Annotated in this window: 12 protein-coding genes; 5 read left to right on the top strand and 7 right to left on the bottom strand. The window is 70.1% G+C overall.

What is annotated here, in order from left to right; all coding sequences use genetic code 11:
• Window positions 1-328: 328 nt before the first annotated feature.
• The 6 genes from N4P33_RS10115 to N4P33_RS10090 all read right to left on the bottom strand — a co-directional run bounded on the left by N4P33_RS10115 (window position 329) and on the right by N4P33_RS10090 (window position 7,847).
• Complete coding sequence (locus N4P33_RS10115) at window positions 329-982, bottom strand: hypothetical protein (RefSeq protein ID WP_260825997.1); 654 nt, start codon at window positions 980-982, stop codon at window positions 329-331.
• Between the two features lie 151 nt (window positions 983-1,133).
• On the bottom strand, window positions 1,134-2,507 hold the full coding sequence (locus N4P33_RS10110) for an alpha-amylase family protein (protein ID WP_260825996.1): 1,374 nt from the start codon (window positions 2,505-2,507) through the stop codon (window positions 1,134-1,136).
• Between the two features lie 153 nt (window positions 2,508-2,660).
• Window positions 2,661-4,355 (bottom strand): glycoside hydrolase family 13 protein, encoded by a 1,695-nt coding sequence (locus N4P33_RS10105; RefSeq protein WP_260825995.1) that lies wholly within the window; start codon window positions 4,353-4,355, stop codon window positions 2,661-2,663.
• Between the two features lie 198 nt (window positions 4,356-4,553).
• The gene (locus N4P33_RS10100; protein WP_260825994.1) at window positions 4,554-5,465 is read right to left on the bottom strand and encodes a sugar ABC transporter permease; all 912 of its coding nucleotides are present in this window, start codon (window positions 5,463-5,465) and stop codon (window positions 4,554-4,556) included.
• Between the two features lie 13 nt (window positions 5,466-5,478).
• Window positions 5,479-6,483 carry a carbohydrate ABC transporter permease gene (locus N4P33_RS10095; protein ID WP_260825993.1) on the bottom strand — a complete coding sequence of 335 codons (1,005 nt, stop codon included), beginning with the start codon at window positions 6,481-6,483 and terminating at the stop codon, window positions 5,479-5,481.
• A 92-nt stretch (window positions 6,484-6,575) separates the two neighbouring features.
• The gene (locus N4P33_RS10090; protein ID WP_260825992.1) at window positions 6,576-7,847 is read right to left on the bottom strand and encodes an extracellular solute-binding protein; all 1,272 of its coding nucleotides are present in this window, start codon (window positions 7,845-7,847) and stop codon (window positions 6,576-6,578) included.
• 423 nt (window positions 7,848-8,270) lie between these two features.
• Here N4P33_RS10090 and N4P33_RS10085 point away from each other — a divergent pair, with 423 nt between their 5' ends.
• Both N4P33_RS10085 and N4P33_RS10080 read left to right on the top strand, forming a co-directional pair.
• Window positions 8,271-9,296 (top strand): LacI family DNA-binding transcriptional regulator, encoded by a 1,026-nt coding sequence (locus N4P33_RS10085; RefSeq protein WP_260825991.1) that lies wholly within the window; start codon window positions 8,271-8,273, stop codon window positions 9,294-9,296.
• Window positions 9,297-9,384: 88 nt separating this feature from the next.
• Complete coding sequence (locus N4P33_RS10080) at window positions 9,385-10,251, top strand: phosphatase PAP2 family protein (RefSeq protein ID WP_260825990.1); 867 nt, start codon at window positions 9,385-9,387, stop codon at window positions 10,249-10,251.
• 114 nt (window positions 10,252-10,365) lie between these two features.
• Here the strand turns inward: N4P33_RS10080 and N4P33_RS10075 are convergent, their stop codons facing one another.
• A complete protein-coding gene (locus N4P33_RS10075) occupies window positions 10,366-13,365 on the bottom strand; it encodes a bifunctional [glutamine synthetase] adenylyltransferase/[glutamine synthetase]-adenylyl-L-tyrosine phosphorylase (RefSeq protein WP_260825989.1) in 3,000 nt (999 codons plus the stop codon).
• Between the two features lie 179 nt (window positions 13,366-13,544).
• Here N4P33_RS10075 and N4P33_RS10070 point away from each other — a divergent pair, with 179 nt between their 5' ends.
• The 3 genes from N4P33_RS10070 (at window position 13,545) to rox (ending at window position 16,132) form a co-directional block, all read left to right on the top strand.
• On the top strand, window positions 13,545-14,060 hold the full coding sequence (locus N4P33_RS10070) for a pyridoxamine 5'-phosphate oxidase family protein (RefSeq protein ID WP_260825988.1): 516 nt from the start codon (window positions 13,545-13,547) through the stop codon (window positions 14,058-14,060).
• Between the two features lie 22 nt (window positions 14,061-14,082).
• Window positions 14,083-14,529, top strand: coding sequence for a VOC family protein (locus N4P33_RS10065; protein ID WP_260825987.1), 447 nt, complete (start codon window positions 14,083-14,085; stop codon window positions 14,527-14,529).
• Window positions 14,530-14,689: 160 nt separating this feature from the next.
• The gene (gene rox, locus N4P33_RS10060) at window positions 14,690-16,132 is read left to right on the top strand and encodes a rifampin monooxygenase (protein WP_260825986.1); all 1,443 of its coding nucleotides are present in this window, start codon (window positions 14,690-14,692) and stop codon (window positions 16,130-16,132) included.
• Window positions 16,133-16,135 lie beyond the last annotated feature (3 nt).

Raw genomic sequence — 16,135 nt, 5'->3', positions numbered from 1 at the left:
GCGGGCGGCGAGCGGCTGCACGAGCGCGGCGGCGAGGGCGGCGACGGTGACGGCGGCGATCCGTCTGCCGCGCGGAGAACGGCGCCTCGGGGGCGCGGGCCAACTGGGTATCACAGGCGTGCACTCCTTGCGATGACGGCTCAGATCAGGCTCATTCGGCCGGCGTGACCGTATCGCCGCTGAAAGCTTTACAGCAAGACATCTGAAAGTAACGGTAAGAACTTCCAGCCGGAGCTTTCGGGAAGGTACGGACGAGTCCGGCACACACAAGTGCGCCGCCGGTCCCCGAGTCGGGAACCGGCGGCGCAGCATGCGAGGTGACGGATCGTCAGGCGGCCTTGGTCGCGCAGATCACGTCGTACGGACGGCCCAGCGCGAGCGTCAGCTTCAGCGGGTCCGTGGTGGCCGACGGGCACTCGGCCTCCGTCTTGACCAGGTCGAGGACCTTGTAGTCGGCGGCGCCGGCCTGGGCGCACGCGATCTCCTTGGCCGTGTTGTCGATGCAGTCGCCCTTCACCAACTGACCGCCGCCGGCGCCCGCGTCACCGGGGTGGTCGCCGGACAGGTTGCGGCCGCAGACGGTGCTGGAGGGGATGCCGCCGCTCCCGGAGGAACCGAAGGTGATGGACACCTGGACGATCAGGTCGGTGCCCGCCGGGCACTGGACGGCGTCCGGCAGGATGCTCGCGTCCATGATCTTCAGTGCCTTGAAGGTGGCCCCGGAGTCGTCGCAGTCGAAGGCCTTGTAGGCGTCGGCCGACCCGTCCGGGTCCGGGCCGCCGCAGTCGCCGGCCTTCCACTCGCCCGACTTCTCGTCCGGGGACGACGACGAAGAGGAGGAGGACGAGGACGAGTTGTCCTTGTCGTCCTGGTAGTAGTTCCACGCGCCGATGATGCCGATGATGATCAGCGGGAACAGCAGCGCCTGCAGACAGCCCGCCACTCGTTCTCTCGGACGCTGAGTGGTGTGGTTCGAGGCCATGTGGACGACTCCCCCTGCGGCACGACGATCGGGTGGGCGCCTGGAATCGGATCGCGCCGCACCTCCTCATCCAGCGGGGAAGTTCTTTATCCCGCGCTTACGCTAACGTCCGGCGACCACGGTTCCGGCCGCCGGACGTCACAGTTGTGCTTCAGCAGGTGCTCCTGCCCGCGTACACCGCGAGGGCCGTGTTGCCGCCGAGGGTCGCCGTGAGCTGACCCGAGGAATTGACCGTCACCTGCGTGTTGTTCTGCACGTTGCAGTACGTGCCCGCCGGGAGCGAGGTCTGGTAGGTGCGGGTCAGGGAGCCGGACTCGTGGTTGATGGCCACGAAGCCCTTGTTCCCGCGGCCGAACGCGATCGCGTCACCGCCGTTGTCCCACCAGTTGGTCACCGCCTGGCCGCGGGTGGCGTTGCGGAAGGCGACCATGGACTTGATCTCCGGCCAGGCGTGCTGGCACTTCCAGCCGTTCTGCCAGCAGGCGTTCACCTGACCGCCGCCCGGCGGCCCGGCGTCGTGGTCGGAGAACTCGTAGCCGGAGTTGATGTCCGGGGCGCCGTAGGGCCAGGCCAGCATGAAGACGTTGGCCAGGGTGTAGGTGGCGTTGTCCTTGTAGCTGAGCGTGGAGCCGTTGCGCTCGGTGTCGTGGTTGTCGACGAAGACACCGGAGACACCGCTGTTCATGTAGCCCCAGCCCTCGCCGTAGTTCTTCAGGTAGGCGAGGTTCTCGTTGGTGAAGACGCGCTTGAGGTCGTAGGCGTAGCGGAACTCCTGGACGTCTCCGTTGCCGGTGTACTCGGTCGGCTGGACGGCCTCCCCGGCGCCGTAGATGACCTCCTGCTTCCAGTAGACGTTCGGGTTGCTCAGCCGTGACTTGATGTTCGCGAGGTCGGCGGCCGGCATGTGCTTGGCGGCGTCGATGCGGAAGCCGTCCACGCCGAGGGAGAGCAGGTCGTTCATGTACCCGGCGATGGCGCCGCGCACATAGCTCTCGCCGGTGTCGAGGTCGGCGAGCCCGACGAGTTCGCAGTTCTGGACGTTCCCGCGGTCCTGGTAGTTGGTGATCTGCGCGGTGCAGTTGTCGAAGTCGGGCGCCGAGTACAGGCCGGGGTAGGCGTACTTCGTGTACGACGAGCCGCCGGTGCCGGTGCCGCTGCCCGCGGACATGTGGTTGATGACGGTGTCGACGACGACCTTCACACCGGCGGAGTGGCACGTGTCCACCATGTTCTTGAAGGCCGTACGGTCGCCGAGGCGGCCGGCGATCCGGTAGCTGACGGGCTGGTACGAGGTCCACCACTGCGGGCCCTGTATGTGCTCGGCGGGCGGGGAGACCTGCACGTATCCGTACCCGGCGGGGCCGAGGGTGCTGGTGCACTCGCGGGCGACCGAGGCGAAGTTCCACTCGAAGAGGACGGCGGTGACGTCCTTCGAGCCGGGCGGGGAGGCCTCGGCGGCGGTCGGGGTCATGACAAGGGAGGCGGCGGCGAGTGCGGCCACCCCCGCGAGGGTTCTGCGTGCCATGTGTGGGGTTCCTTCTTCGTTGAAGGCTTTGAAGGCGCTTGCTGAAACATTCAGCAACCTTGCGGCAACGCAGATGTTAGAGGCCCGCCACCCGAAAGGGCAGCGGGCCGTACGAAGTTCAAGGAAAAAAAGTTGCCGGACGCCTCTGGCGGATCAGGCGGTCGTCCACCACACGGTCGTGTCGGCCGGCACCTTCGCCTCGCCGCCCGTCTCCGCCACCTCACCGCTGGCGATCAGCACCCGCCCGTACGCGGGCATGGTCACCGACTCCCCGGTGGTGTTGGCGACGCACACGAACTCCCCGCGCCGGAAGGCCAGCACGCCCTCGGGCGCCCGCAGCCACTCCACCGCGTCGCCCGCGCCCAGGTCGGGGTGCTCCCGGCGCACGGCGAGCGCCGCGCGGTACAGCTCCAGCGTCGAGCCGGGCACCCCGCTCTGCGCCTGAACGCTCAGCTCGCCCCAGCCCTCCGGCTGCGGCAGCCAGCTGCCGCCGTCGCCGAAGCCGTACGACGAGCCCTCGCGGGTCCACGGGATCGGCACCCGGCACCCGTCGCGGAAGCCGTCCTGGCCCGCGCCCCGGAAGTACGCCGGGTCCTGGCGCACCTCGTCCGGCAGGTCCACGACGTCCGGCAGCCCCAGCTCCTCGCCCTGGTAGACGTACGCCGACCCGGGCAGCGCCAGCATCAGCAGCGTCGCCGCCCGCGCCCGGCGCAGGCCCAGCTCGCGGTCGCCGGCCAGGCGGATCTGGGTGCCGAGGCCCGGCGGGTTGGCGAAGCGCGTGGCGTGCCGGGTGACGTCGTGGTTGGACAGCACCCAGGTGGCGGGGGCGCCGACCGGGCGCATGGCGTCCAGGGTGCGGTCGATGACCTCACGCAGCTCGGCGGCGTCCCAGTGGGTGCCGAGGTACTGGAAGTTGAACGCCTGGTGCAGCTCGTCGGGGCGCACGTAGTTGGCGGTGCGCTCCACGGTCGGCGTCCACGCCTCGGCGACGAAGATGCGCTCGCCGCTGTACTCGTCGAGGATCAGCCGCCACTGACGGTAGATCTCGTGCACACCGTCCTGGTCGAAGAACGGCATGACATCGTTGCCCAGCAGCTTCAGTTGCTCATGGGATCCAAGGTCGGGCAGGCCCTCCGCCTTCACCATGCCGTGTGCGACATCGATGCGGAATCCGTCGACGCCCATGTCCAGCCAGAAGCGCAGGATGGAGCGGAACTCGTCGCCGACCGCCGGGTGCTCCCAGTTGAAGTCGGGCTGCTCGGGCGCGAACAGGTGCAGGTACCACTCGCCGGGCGTGCCGTCGGGCTCGGTGACCCGGGTCCAGGCCGGGCCGCCGAAGATCGACTCCCAGTCGTTGGGCGGCAGTTCGCCGTTCTCACCCTTGCCGGGCCGGAAGTGGTAGCGCTCCCGCAGCGGCGAGCCGGGGCCCTCGGCGAGGGCCCGCTTGAACCACTCGTGCTGGTCGGAGGAGTGGTTGGGCACCAGGTCGACGATGATCCTCAGGCCCAGCGCATGGGCGTCCCGGATCAGCGCGTCCGCGTCCAGCAGGGTGCCGAACATCGGGTCGACGGCCCGGTAGTCGGCGACGTCGTAGCCGGCGTCGGCCTGCGGGGAGGCGTAGAAGGGGCTGAGCCACACGGCGTCCACACCGAGGTCGCGCAGATACGGCAGGCGGGAGCGGATGCCCTCCAGGTCGCCCATGCCGTCGCCGTTGCTGTCGGCGAAGCTGCGCGGGTACACCTGGTAGATCACCGCGTCCCGCCACCAGTCACGGCGCCTGGCGACGGTGGCGACGGCCGAGTCGGTCGTGGGGGTCGGGGCCGGGGCGGCGGAGTGCTGCTGACTCATGTCGTCCTTGATACGTGTTCGGTCGGGAAGGCGGTGGGGGCGGCGTGGAGACGAGGCGGCCGCAGTGTCAGCGGGGTCGGATGGGCACCGCGACCGCCTCGAGCAAGGGAAGGGGAACGCCGCCAGGGGCGCGGGGAACTGCGCGACAAGCCACGACGGTGCGGCAGCCGAACGACAACAGTTCACCCCCTAGCGGCTCTACCCCTTCGTACCGCCGGCGGTAAGGCCCGCCACCAGGTTCTTCTGCACGAGATAGAAGAACGCGGAGACAGGTATCGCGATCAGAACTGCCGTGGCAGCCATGAGATTGCGCTGCGCGTCATGCTCGCTGACAAAGCTCTGCAGTCCGACGGCAAGCGTGTACTTCTCGTCGTCCAGCATGAACGTCGTGGCGAACGCGACCTCGCCGAACGCGGTGATGAAGCTGTAGAACGCGGCGACCGCGAGGCCCGGCTTGGCGAGCGGCAGGATCAGCCGCGCGAACGTGCCGAAGGGGGTCAGCCCGTCGACGCGCCCGGCCTCGTCGATCTCGAACGGGATGGTGTCGAAGTATCCCTTCATCAGCCAGGCGCAGTACGGCACGGCCGTGGTGCAGTACACGAGGATCAGGCCGAAGTAGGTGTCGACGAGCCGCAGGTCCGACAGGATCTGGTACATCGGCACCATCAGCACGGCCACCGGGAACATCTGGGTGACCAGCAGCACCCACATGAACTTCTTGTACCCCGGGAAGCGCATGCGGGAGACCGCGTAGCCGGTGGTGGCGGCGACGAGGACACCGATGAACGTCGTCCCGAGGGAGACGATCAGCGAGCTCTTCAGCCAGTCGAAGAAGTTCGTGTTCTGCAGGACGAACGCGTAGTTGTCCAGCGTCATCTTGCCCCAGATGCCGCCGGGACGCAGATAGTCGTCCTTGTCCGGGCCGAGGGACAGGAAGACCAGCCAGGCGACCGGGAACAGCGCGATCAGGCTCGCGACGATCAGGATGCCGTGCGAGGTGAGGCGTCCCAGCGGGGTGACCTCGCCGCGCCGCCGCGCCGGGCGCTTGGCGGTCTTCTCGCCGGCCGGCGGACCGGCCGGGGCGGCGGTCTCAACAGTCGTGGTGCTCATGGGGACTCCTGCCTCAGATCGCGAGCTGCTGCTCATTGCGGTTCAGCCAGCGGCGGTAGAAGGAGGTGAAGACGACCAGGATGGCCAGCAGCAGCATGCCGTAGGCCGCGGACTCGGCGAACTCGCGCGGCTGCTGTCCGAAGCCCAGCTGGTAGGCCCAGGTCACGAGGATCTGCGCGTCCGGGGCGGTGTTGCCGAACAGCAGGAAGATGATGGCGAACTGGTTGAAGGTCCAGATGATGCCGAGCAGCACCACGGTGGAGCTGACCGAGCGCAGCCCCGGCAGGGTGACGTGCCGGAACCGCTGCCAGGCGCTGGCGCCGTCCATCTCGGCCGCCTCGTACAGCGTGGAGTCGATCGACTGCAGGCCGCCGAGCAGGGAGACCATCATGAACGGCACACCGCACCAGGTGTTGACCATGATCGCGGCGAACCGCTGCCAGAAGGGGTCCTCCAGCCACAGCGGCGTCGGCAGGCCGAACGTGTCCAGGCCAGAGTTGATGATGCCGGAGTCGGCGAGCATGAAGCGCCAGCCGAAGACGGTCACGAACGTGGGCACGGCCCACGGCAGGATCAGCACCAGCCGGTACAGGGTGCGCCCGCGCAGCTTCTGGTTGAGCAGCAGCGCGAGGCCGAGCCCGATGCCGTAGTGCAGGGCGACACAGGCGGCCGTCCACACGATCGTCCAGATGAAGTGCGACCAGAAGCGGTCGTAGGCCGTCTCGCCCCACAGGATGTCGGCGTAGTTGTCCAGGCCGATGAACTTGTAGGTGGCCTCGATCTCGTTGACGCCGATGGTGCGGGCCGAGTTGAGGCTGTCGGCGTCGGTGAGCGTCAGATAGAAGCCGTACGCCAGGGGGTACAGCACGATGACGCCGAGCACGACGGCCACCGGCGCGATCATGGCGTAGGCGTACCAGTGCTTGGCGAATGCCCGCTTCATGCGGCTGACCGGGCCGGGCCGGGGCGCGCGGTCACCGCGGCGCTTGCCGGTCGCACGGTCGATGGCGACTGTCATGGTTCGGCACCTTCTGGATGATCAAGGAGTACGGCACGGCCGGTGGCCGCCGGACCCTCCCCTACTGGCGGGGTCCGGCGGCCACCCGGGCGTCACTTGCTGAAGTCCGGCACCAGCTTGGCGATCGCGATCTCCGCGTCGGTCAGGCCCTTGTCCAGGGAGTCCTTGCCGCTCGCGATCTGCGGCAGCTCGTCGTCGAGCGGACCCCACAGCGAGCTGTACTCGGGCAGCGCCGGGCGCGGCTGGGCGGCGGAGAGGACCGTCTGGTAGCCCGCGATGCCCGGGTCGGCCTTGACCTTGTCGGTGTAGGCGTCGTCACGCGTGGGCAGCGTGGAGTTCTTCAGCGCGATGGTCTCCTGCGCCTTGGCGGAGGTCATGAAGTTCACGAACTTCAGCGCGGCCTGCTGCTTGTCCTCGGTGGAACCGGCGTAGACGGACAGGTTGTGGCCGCCGGTCGGGGCGCCCGCCTTGCCGGTGGAGCCGGCCGGGACGGTGGCGATGCCGAGGTTGTTCTTGTCCTTGAACGCGGAGCCCTTGTAGAAGTTGGTGATCTCCCACGGGCCCTGGATGATCGCGGCGACCTTGCCGTTGACGAACGCGTCCTGGATGTGGGCGTAGGCGTCGGCGGTGACGTCGGCCTTGTGCAGGCCCTTGCCCTTGAACAGGCTCAGCCAGGTGCCGTACGCCTTCTTGGCCTCGGGCGACTTGACGGTGATCTTCTTGGCGTCGACGTCGACGGTGTCGGTGCCCTCGCCGTACAGGAAGGACTGGGCGTAGTAGGCCTGGGTCGAGCCCCAGTAGCCGTCGACGCCGGTCTTCTCCTTGATGGTGGCGGCGGCCTTCTTCAGCTCGTCCCAGGTCTTGGGGGCCTCGACACCGGCCTTCTCGAAGAGCTCCTTGTTGTAGACCAGCGCGAGGGTGTCCGTGGTGAACGGGACGCCGTAGGTCTTGCCCTCGTACTTGGCCTGCTCGAGCAGGTTGGACTTGAACTTGTCCTGCTCCTTGAGGGCCTCGGTGCCGTCCAGCGGCAGGAAGAAGCCCTTCTTGGCGAAGGCGGGGGTCCAGCCGACCTCGGAGCGCAGCACGTCGGGGGCGCCCTTGGAACCGGCGGCGGTGTCGAACTTGTTCTGCGCCTGGTCGAAGGGGACGTTGACGTACTTGACCTTGATGCCCTTGTTGGCGGCCTCGAACTCCTTGACCAGGGCCTTGTACGTCGGCGCCTCGTTGGTCGCGTTGGAGGTGTCCCACCAGGTGATGGTGACCGGCCCGCCGGCCTTGTCACCGCTGTCGCTGTCCCCGCCGCACGCCGTCGCCGAGAGAGCGAGGGACGCCACCAGCGCGGTGGCCGCTATGCCACGCCGCATGAGTTCTCCTTGAGGGTGAAAGCCCGTGTGGTGCAGGACACGGCCCCGTCTGCCGTGCCTGCGACTTGCCGACTGCGCCGTTGCGGCCGCCGGGCGAGGTGAACGTAACAGCGATGTAAGCGATTCGAAAGACCTTGCTGAAAACTTTTGCAAGAGAGCGCGAGAGTTATCCCGCCGTGACCGCTCCTAGACCGCCTCGCGACCGCGTTCTACCGCTCCACACCTGCGTCTCGGACAGTTGTGCAAGACTCTGCAAGCACTTGCCATCCGTTTCCGCCGGGTGAATCATCCGTTGCGGAACGGACGCCGACCATCACGTGAGGGACCGCGATGACCCAGCAGCCCGCAGCGGGCCGTTCGACGGCGCGCACCAGGCGTCCGTTCGGTGTGCAAGGAGAGACGCGCCAGCTACAGTCCAGTCCTGTGACCACACGGCTTGCCGATATCGCTGCTCAGGCGGGGGTGAGCGAGGCGACCGTCAGCCGCGTCCTCAACGGCAAGCCGGGCGTCGCCGCCACCACCCGCCAGTCCGTCCTCGCCGCCCTCGACGTCCTGGGCTACGAACGCCCGGTGCGGCTCCGCCAGCGCAGCGAGGGCCTGGTGGGTCTGATCACCCCGGAGCTGGAGAACCCCATCTTTCCGGCCCTGGCCCAGGTCATCGGCCAGGCCCTGACCCGCCAGGGCTACACCCCGGTGCTGGCCACCCAGACCCCGGGCGGCTCCACCGAGGACGAGCTCACCGAGATGCTGGTGGACCGGGGCGTGGCCGGCATCATCTACGTCTCCGGCCTGCACGCGGACACCACCGCCGACATGCAGCGCTACGAGCGCCTGCGCGCACAGGGCGTCCCCTTCGTCCTGGTCGACGGCTTCTCCCCCAAGGTCCAGGCCCCCTTCATCTCCCCCGACGACCGCGCGGCGATGGCCCTCGCGGTCACCCACCTCGCCTCCCTCGGCCACACCCGCATCGGCCTGGCCCTCGGCCCCAAGCGCTTCGTCCCCGTGCAGCGCAAGATCGAGGGCTTCGTCCGCACGATGCAGGACCAACTGGGCCTGTCCGCCGAGACCATCGAGAAGGAACTGATCCAGCACTCGCTGTACACGCTGGAGGGCGGCCAGGCGGCGGCGACCGCGCTCATCGAACGCGACTGCACGGCCGTCGTCTGCGCCAGCGACATGATGGCGCTGGGTGCGATACGAGCCACCCGGCAACTCGGCATGGACGTCCCCAAGGACATCTCCGTGGTCGGCTTCGACGACTCCCCGCTGATCGCCTTCACCGACCCGCCCCTGACGACCATCCGCAAGCCGGTCCCGGCGATGGGCCAGGCTGCCGTCCGCACCCTCCTCGAGGAGATCGGCGGAACCCCTGCCCCGCACAGCGAGTTCGTTTTCATGCCGGAGCTCGTCGTCCGCGGCTCGACGGACTCGGCCCCGAGTCGTTCCTGAGTCGTAGCCCCCCGAACCCGAACATGCGGGTCGAACCCGACCAGAGGATGATCTGAGGGGGAGGGTCTTTCTGGCAGACTCTGTGCCTATGGGTGACACGACCGTGACAACGCTGGAGGGCCGGCAGCAGGCCGTTCCACACCCCGTCACGACCGCACCACCCACAGCGAGGCGCACCCCCCGCAGGCCCCGCCTGTGGTTCGAGATCCTGCTGATCGCGGTGAGTTACTGGACGTACTCCCTGATCCGCAACGCGGTCCCCGAGCAGAAGGCCGAGGCCCTCCGCAACGCCGACTGGATCTGGCGGCTGGAACACCACCTGGGCATCGCCGTCGAGGAGTCGATCAACCACGCCGTGAACTCGGTGACTTGGCTCATCGTCGGCATGAACTACTACTACGCCACCCTGCACTTCGTGGTGACCCTCGGCGTCCTCGTCTGGCTCTACCGAAGCCACCCCGGCCGCTACGCCGCGACCCGCCTGGTCCTCTTCTCCACCACCGCGGTGGCCCTGGTCGGCTACTACCTCTACCCCCTGGCCCCACCCCGCCTGATGAACGGCGAGGCCTTCATCGACACGGTGATGGTCCACGAGACCTGGGGCTCGATGGCCTCCGGCGACCTGAAGAACATGTCCAACCAGTACGCCGCCATGCCCTCGATGCACATCGGCTGGTCGGTCTGGTGCGGCCTGACCATCTTCACCCTGGCCACGGTCCCCTGGGCCAAGATCCTCGGCCTGCTCTACCCCACCCTGACCCTCGTCGTCATCGTCGCCACAGCCAACCACTTCTGGCTCGACGCGGTGGGCGGCCTCATCTGCCTGACCGCCGGCTACGCCCTCGCCACCCTCTGGTACGGCACCCTCCCCCACCGCCTCCCACGACGAGTCCCGCCCCGCAGCCGCGAGACAACAGGAGCGGGCCGCGGTGGTACGGCGCAGCCCGCCGCTTAGCTGGTCCCCACGCCGGCCCACCCGGCAACACAGGGAGGGGCGCGACTGCGGCGGGCTGTGCCGTACCACCGCGGCCCCGACCCACGCACTCAGCTCGCGCGGGGACGGACCACCTCAGTCCCCGTAGAACAGCTCCGTCACCACCGCACGAGCGCGCCGCGCCGTACGCCGATACGCATCGAGCATGTCCCCGGCCCGCCCGGGCCCGTACCCCAGATACCGCCCCACGGCAGCCAGCTCCCGCGGATCCGTGGGAAACGTGTCCCCCGCCCGCCCCCGCACCAGCATCACCGCGTTCCGCACCCGCGTAGCCAGCACCCACGCCTCGTCCAGCACCCCGGCGTCGTCCTCGGACACCAGCCCCGCCGCCGCGGCCGCCGCCAGCGCCTCCCGCGTACGCGTGGTCCGCAGCCCCTCCACCGTCGCCCCGTGCCGCAGCTGCACCAACTGCACGGTCCACTCCACGTCCGACAGCCCGCCCGGCCCGAGCTTCGCGTGCAGCTTCGGATCAGCCCCCCGGGGCAGCCGCTCGGACTCCATCCGCGCCTTCAGCCGCCGGATCTCCCGCACGGCGTCGTCCCCCAGCCCGCCCGCCGGGTACCGCAGCGGATCGACCATCTCGACGAACCGGCGCCCGAGATCCTCGTCGCCGGCGACATACTCGGCCCGCAGCAAGGCGTGCCGCTCCCACACCAGCGCCCACCGCCGGTAGTACGCCTCGTACGACTTCAGCGTCCGCACCAGCGGCCCGGACTTGCCCTCGGGCCGCAGGTCGGCATCGACGAGCAGCGGCGGATCAGCACTCGGAATCTGCAGCAACCGCCGCATCTCGGCGACGACCTTGTTCGCGGCCCTCGCCGCCTCCCCCTCGTCCACACCGTCCCGCGGTTCATGCACGTACAGCACATCGGCGTCGGACCCGTAGCCCAGCTCGTGCCCCCCGAACCGCCCCATGCCGATGACCGCGAACCGCGTGGGCAGGGTGTCCCCCCACCCTTCCCGCACCACGGCCCGCAGGGTCCCGGCAAGCGTCGCGGCCGTCAAGTCAGACACCGCACCCCCCACCAGATCGACGAGCGCCCCCTCGTCGGCCTCGGCGGGCTGCGACTCCGTCCCGTAGGACCCCACGATGTCCGCCGCAGCGGTACGGAACAGCTCCCGCCGCCGCACCCCCCGAGCGGCGGTGACCCCCTGAACAGCATCATCAGCCCGCCCCACGGCAGCGAGGATCTCCTGCTCCAGATGAGCCCGGGACCGAGGCCGCAGCCCCCCGCCGTCCCCGTCGCCCAGCAGCGCGACCGCCTCGGGCGCCCGCATCAGCAGATCGGGCGCGAGCCGCCCCGCCGACAGCACCCGGGCCAGGTTCTCCGCCGCCGCCCCCTCGTCCCGCAGCAGCCGCAGATACCAGGGCGTCTTGCCCAGCGCGTCGGACACCTTCCGGAAGTTCAGCAGCCCGGCGTCCGGATCCGCCGAGTCCGCGAACCATCCCAGCAGCACCGGCAGCAGCGTCCGCTGGATCGCCGCCTTCCGCGTCACCCCGGAGGCCAGCGCCTCCAGATGCCGCAGCGCGGACGCGGGATCGGCGTATCCCAGGGCGACCAGCCGCTCGCGCGCGGCCTCGGCGCTGAGCCGCGCCTCCCCGGGCGCCAGCGCGGCGACTGCGTCGAGCAGCGGCCGGTAGAACAGCTTCTCGTGCAGCCGCCGCACCACGGACGCGTGCCGACGCCACTCACGCTGCAGGCTCGACACCGGGTCCGTCCGCAGCCCGAGCGACCGCCCCAGCCGCCGCAGATCGGCCTCGTCCTCGGGCACGAGATGGGTCCGCCGCAGCCGGTACAGCTGGATCCGGTGCTCCATGGACCGCAGGAACCGGTACGCCTCGTCCAGCTGCGCGGCATCGGCCCGCCCCACATACCCCCCGGCGGCCAGCGCCTTCAAGGCATCCAGCGTCGTCCCGCTGCGCAGCGAGGCGTCGGCCCGCCCGTGCACCAGCTGCAGCAGCTGTACGGCGAACTCGACGTCCCGCAGACCGCCCGGCCCCAGCTTCAGCTGCCGGTCGACCTCGGCGGCGGGGATGTTCTCGACGACCCGCCGCCGCATCTTCTGCACGTCGCCGACGAAGTTCTCCCGCTCGGCGGCCTGCCACACCAGCGGCTGCAGCGCGTCGACGTACTCCTGCCCGAGCCCGAGGTCACCGGCGACGGGCCGGGCCTTGAGCAGCGCCTGGAACTCCCAGGTCTTGGCCCAGCGCTGGTAGTAGGCGACATGGGAGGCCAGCGTGCGCACCAGCGGGCCGTTGCGTCCCTCGGGCCGCAGATTGGCGTCGACGGGCCAGATCGTGCCCTCGACGGTGGACTCGGAGCAGATCCGCATCATGTGCGAGGCGAGCCGGGTGGCGGCGCGCAGCGCCTTCCCTTCGTCCGCCCCCTCGGCGGGCTCCCCCACGAAGACGACATCGACGTCCGACACGTAGTTCAGCTCGTGCCCGCCGCACTTCCCCATGGCGATCACCGCGAGCCGGCACACGGCGGCGTCCTTGGGCGCGGCGGCCTCGGCGAGCGCGAGAGCGGCCCGCAGGGTGGCGGTGGCGAGATCGGCGAGTTCGGCGGCGGTCTCGGCGACCTCGGTGGTGCCGCAGACATCCCGGGCGGCGATGGACAGCAGACAGCGCCGGTAGGCGACCCGCAGCGACACGGCGTCGGTCGCGCCGGCCAGCCCCCGCTCGAACTCCTCGACGCCGGGATGCAGATCGCTCGGCTCGTACGTGACGAGCGCCCGCCAGTCCCCGGAGTGCCGGGCGAGATGGTCGCCGAGGGCGGCCGAGGCGCCGAGCACGCCCAGCAGCCGGTCCCGCAGCGGCTTCGCCGCGATCACGGTGTCCAGCAGCTCCTGGCGGTCCGTCGGTCCGGGCTGCGCCTCCAGCAGCCGTACCAGCCCGAGCAGCGCGAGATCCGGGTCGGCGGTGGCGCCGAGCGCGTCCAGCAGCACCGGATCGCTGCGCACGGGCGCCAGCTCGGGTCCGTCCAGCAGGCGCTCGGCGGCGGAGGGGTCGGTGAAGCCGTGCCGCAGCAGCCGAGTGAAGGTACTGCTCCTGCGCCCCGGCGCCGACGTCATCCCGGCCTCCCTCGCTGCCTCGGATCAGGCTCGTAGCCTCGGATCAGGCTCGTACAGCCCTGAGCCTAACCATGCCGCCGCCGAGCGGCCCCGGCACGGCGTGCGATGAGTCCGCCCGGAGTGCACGGTCTGAACACACAGCACATCCCGGCACAGAACTTCCCGGCGGAGGCCCCACGATGACCGGCACGACGACACCCGAGACAACCCTCGACTCCCGTTACGGCGACCCGGCGGCGACCGCCGTCCCCTGGCCGGAGGCCGAAGCCCGCCTCGCCGAGGCGGAACTCTTCTGGATCTCCACGGTCCGCCCGGACGGCCGCCCCCATGTCACGCCGCTCCCGGCCGTCTGGTCGGACGGCGCGCTGCACTTCTGCACCGGCCCCGAGGAGCGCAAGGCCCGCAATCTGGCGGCGAACCCGCAGGTCGTGCTGACGACCGGGACCAACACCTGGAACCAGGGCTACGACCTGGTGGTGGAGGGCGAGGCGGTACGCGTCGTCGACGACACCCGGCTGCGCGAGCTGGCGGCGGCGTGGGAGGCGAAGTACGGCAGCTTCTGGCACTTCGAGGTGCGGGACGGGCACTTCCACCACGGCCCGGGACACGCGGTGGTGTTTTCGGTGGCGCCGCGCTGTGTTTTCGGCTTCGGTAAGGGAGAGCCGTTCAGCCAGACGAGGTGGCGGTTCGCCTGACGTCGACGAAGGAGTCGCGCACATGGACATGACCCTCGAAGTGATCCCGCTCCCCGTCAGCGACATCGACCGGGCCAGGGACTTCTACCGGGACAAGGTCGGCTTTCACGTGGACATCGACCAGGAGGTCATGCCGGGCATGCGCATCGTCCAGCTGACCCCGCCCGGCTCCGGCTGCTCGATCGCGCTGGGCGACAGCATCTGGGAGATGACCCCCGGTCCCACGCCGGCCCCCGGCACGTACCAGGGCCTGCAGCTCTGCGTCGCCGACATCAAGGCGGCCCACGCGGACCTGACCGCGCGGGGTCTGGAGATCTCCGAGCCGGTCCAGTACGCCCCGGACGACGGCGCGACGTTCATGCACTTCCAGGACCCGGACGGCAACGGCTGGGCGGTCCAGGAGTACCGCCGCCGCGCCACGGAGCCGCTGCACAAGCTCCTGTCGGCCCTGGCGGCCCGCAACGGCTGACCACATGACAAAGGCAAGGAGTCAGGAACTCCTTGCCACTCTCAACGTATAGCGCAGAGGGGGCCTTGCGGCAAGGCCCCCTCTGTCGCGCAGAATGACCGGCCTACGCCACACTCTGCGCCACTTCGCGCATCTATGCGCCACTTCATGGGGGAATGCCGTGATCGACGTCATCATCACCGGCGCCGGACCGACCGGCCTGATGCTCGCCGCCGAGCTGCGCCTGCACGGCGTGCACGTGGTCGTGCTGGAGAAGGCGCCGCAGCCGACTCCCGTGGTCCGCGCACTCGGTCTGCATGTGCGCAGCATCGAGATCATGGCCCAGCGCGGCCTGCTGGAGAGGTTCCTGGCGCACGGGAAGCAGTACCGGGTCGGCGGCTTCTTCGCCGGCATCGAGGCACCCTGGCCCGACCGCCTGGACACGGCGCACGGCTACGTCCTCGGCATCCCGCAGACCCTCACCGACCGTCTGCTGGAGGAGCACGCCACCGAGCTGGGCGCCGAGATCCGGCGCGGCTGCGCGCTGGCCAGCCTGGCCCAGGACGCCGACGGGGTGACCGCCGAGCTGTCCGACGGATCCCGCCTGCGCGCCCGCTACCTGGTCGGCTGCGACGGCGGCCGCAGCACGGTGCGCAAGCTCCTGGGTGTGGGCTTCCCCGGGGAGCCCAGCAGGAACGACACGCTGATCGGCGAGATGGAGGTGGGCGTGCCGCCGGAGACGGTGGCCGCCGTGGTCGCGGAGGTCCGCACGACCCAGAAGCGCTTCGGCGTCGGCAGGGTCGGCGACGGACCGTACCGCGTGGTCGTGCCCGCCGCAGAGGTGGCCGAGGACCGCTCGGAGCCGCCCACCCTGGAGGAGATCAAGCAGCAGCTGCGGGCGACCGCGGGCACCGACTTCGGTGTGCACTCCCCGCGCTGGCTGTCCCGCTTCGGCGACGCGACCCGCCAGGCCGAGCGCTACCGTGTCGGCCGCGTACTGCTGGCCGGTGACGCGGCCCACATCCACCCGCCGCTCGGCGGCCAGGGCCTCAACCTCGGCGTCCAGGACGCCTTCAACCTCGGCTGGAAACTGGCCGCCGAGGTACGGGGCTGGGCCCCGCCGGGCCTCCTGGACACCTACGAGTCGGAACGCCACCCCGTGGCGGCCGCCGTCCTGGACACGGTCCGCGCGATGACGCTGCTGGTGTCCACGGAACCGGGCCCCCAGGCGGTACGCCGCCTCCTGACGGAACTGATGACCTTCGAGGAGGTGAACCGCCACCTGGTCGGGAAGATCACCGCGCTGGACGTCCGCTACGACGTGGGCGAGGGCCACGCCCTCCTCGGCCGCCGCCTCCGCGACCTCCAGCTCAAGCGCGGACGCCTCTACGACCTGACCCGCACCGGCCGCGGCCTCCTGCTGGACCAGACGGGCCGGCTCTCGGTGGAGGGCTGGGCGGACCGGGTGGACCACGTCGTGGACGTCAGCGAGGAACTCGACGTACCCGCGGTCCTGCTGCGCCCGGACGGCCACATCGTGTGGGTCGGCGACGACCAGGCCGATCTGCTCGACCGGCTGCCGCGGTGGTTCGGTCCCGCCGGGCCGGCGCAGGCGCAGGGGTGAGCG

The sequence above is a fragment of the Streptomyces sp. 15-116A genome, assembly GCF_025290915.1.
Taxonomy (GTDB): Bacteria; Actinomycetota; Actinomycetes; order Streptomycetales; family Streptomycetaceae; genus Streptomyces.
Note: the sequence above shows the minus strand (reverse complement) of the source record. Positions and strands in the feature narration are given on the sequence as shown.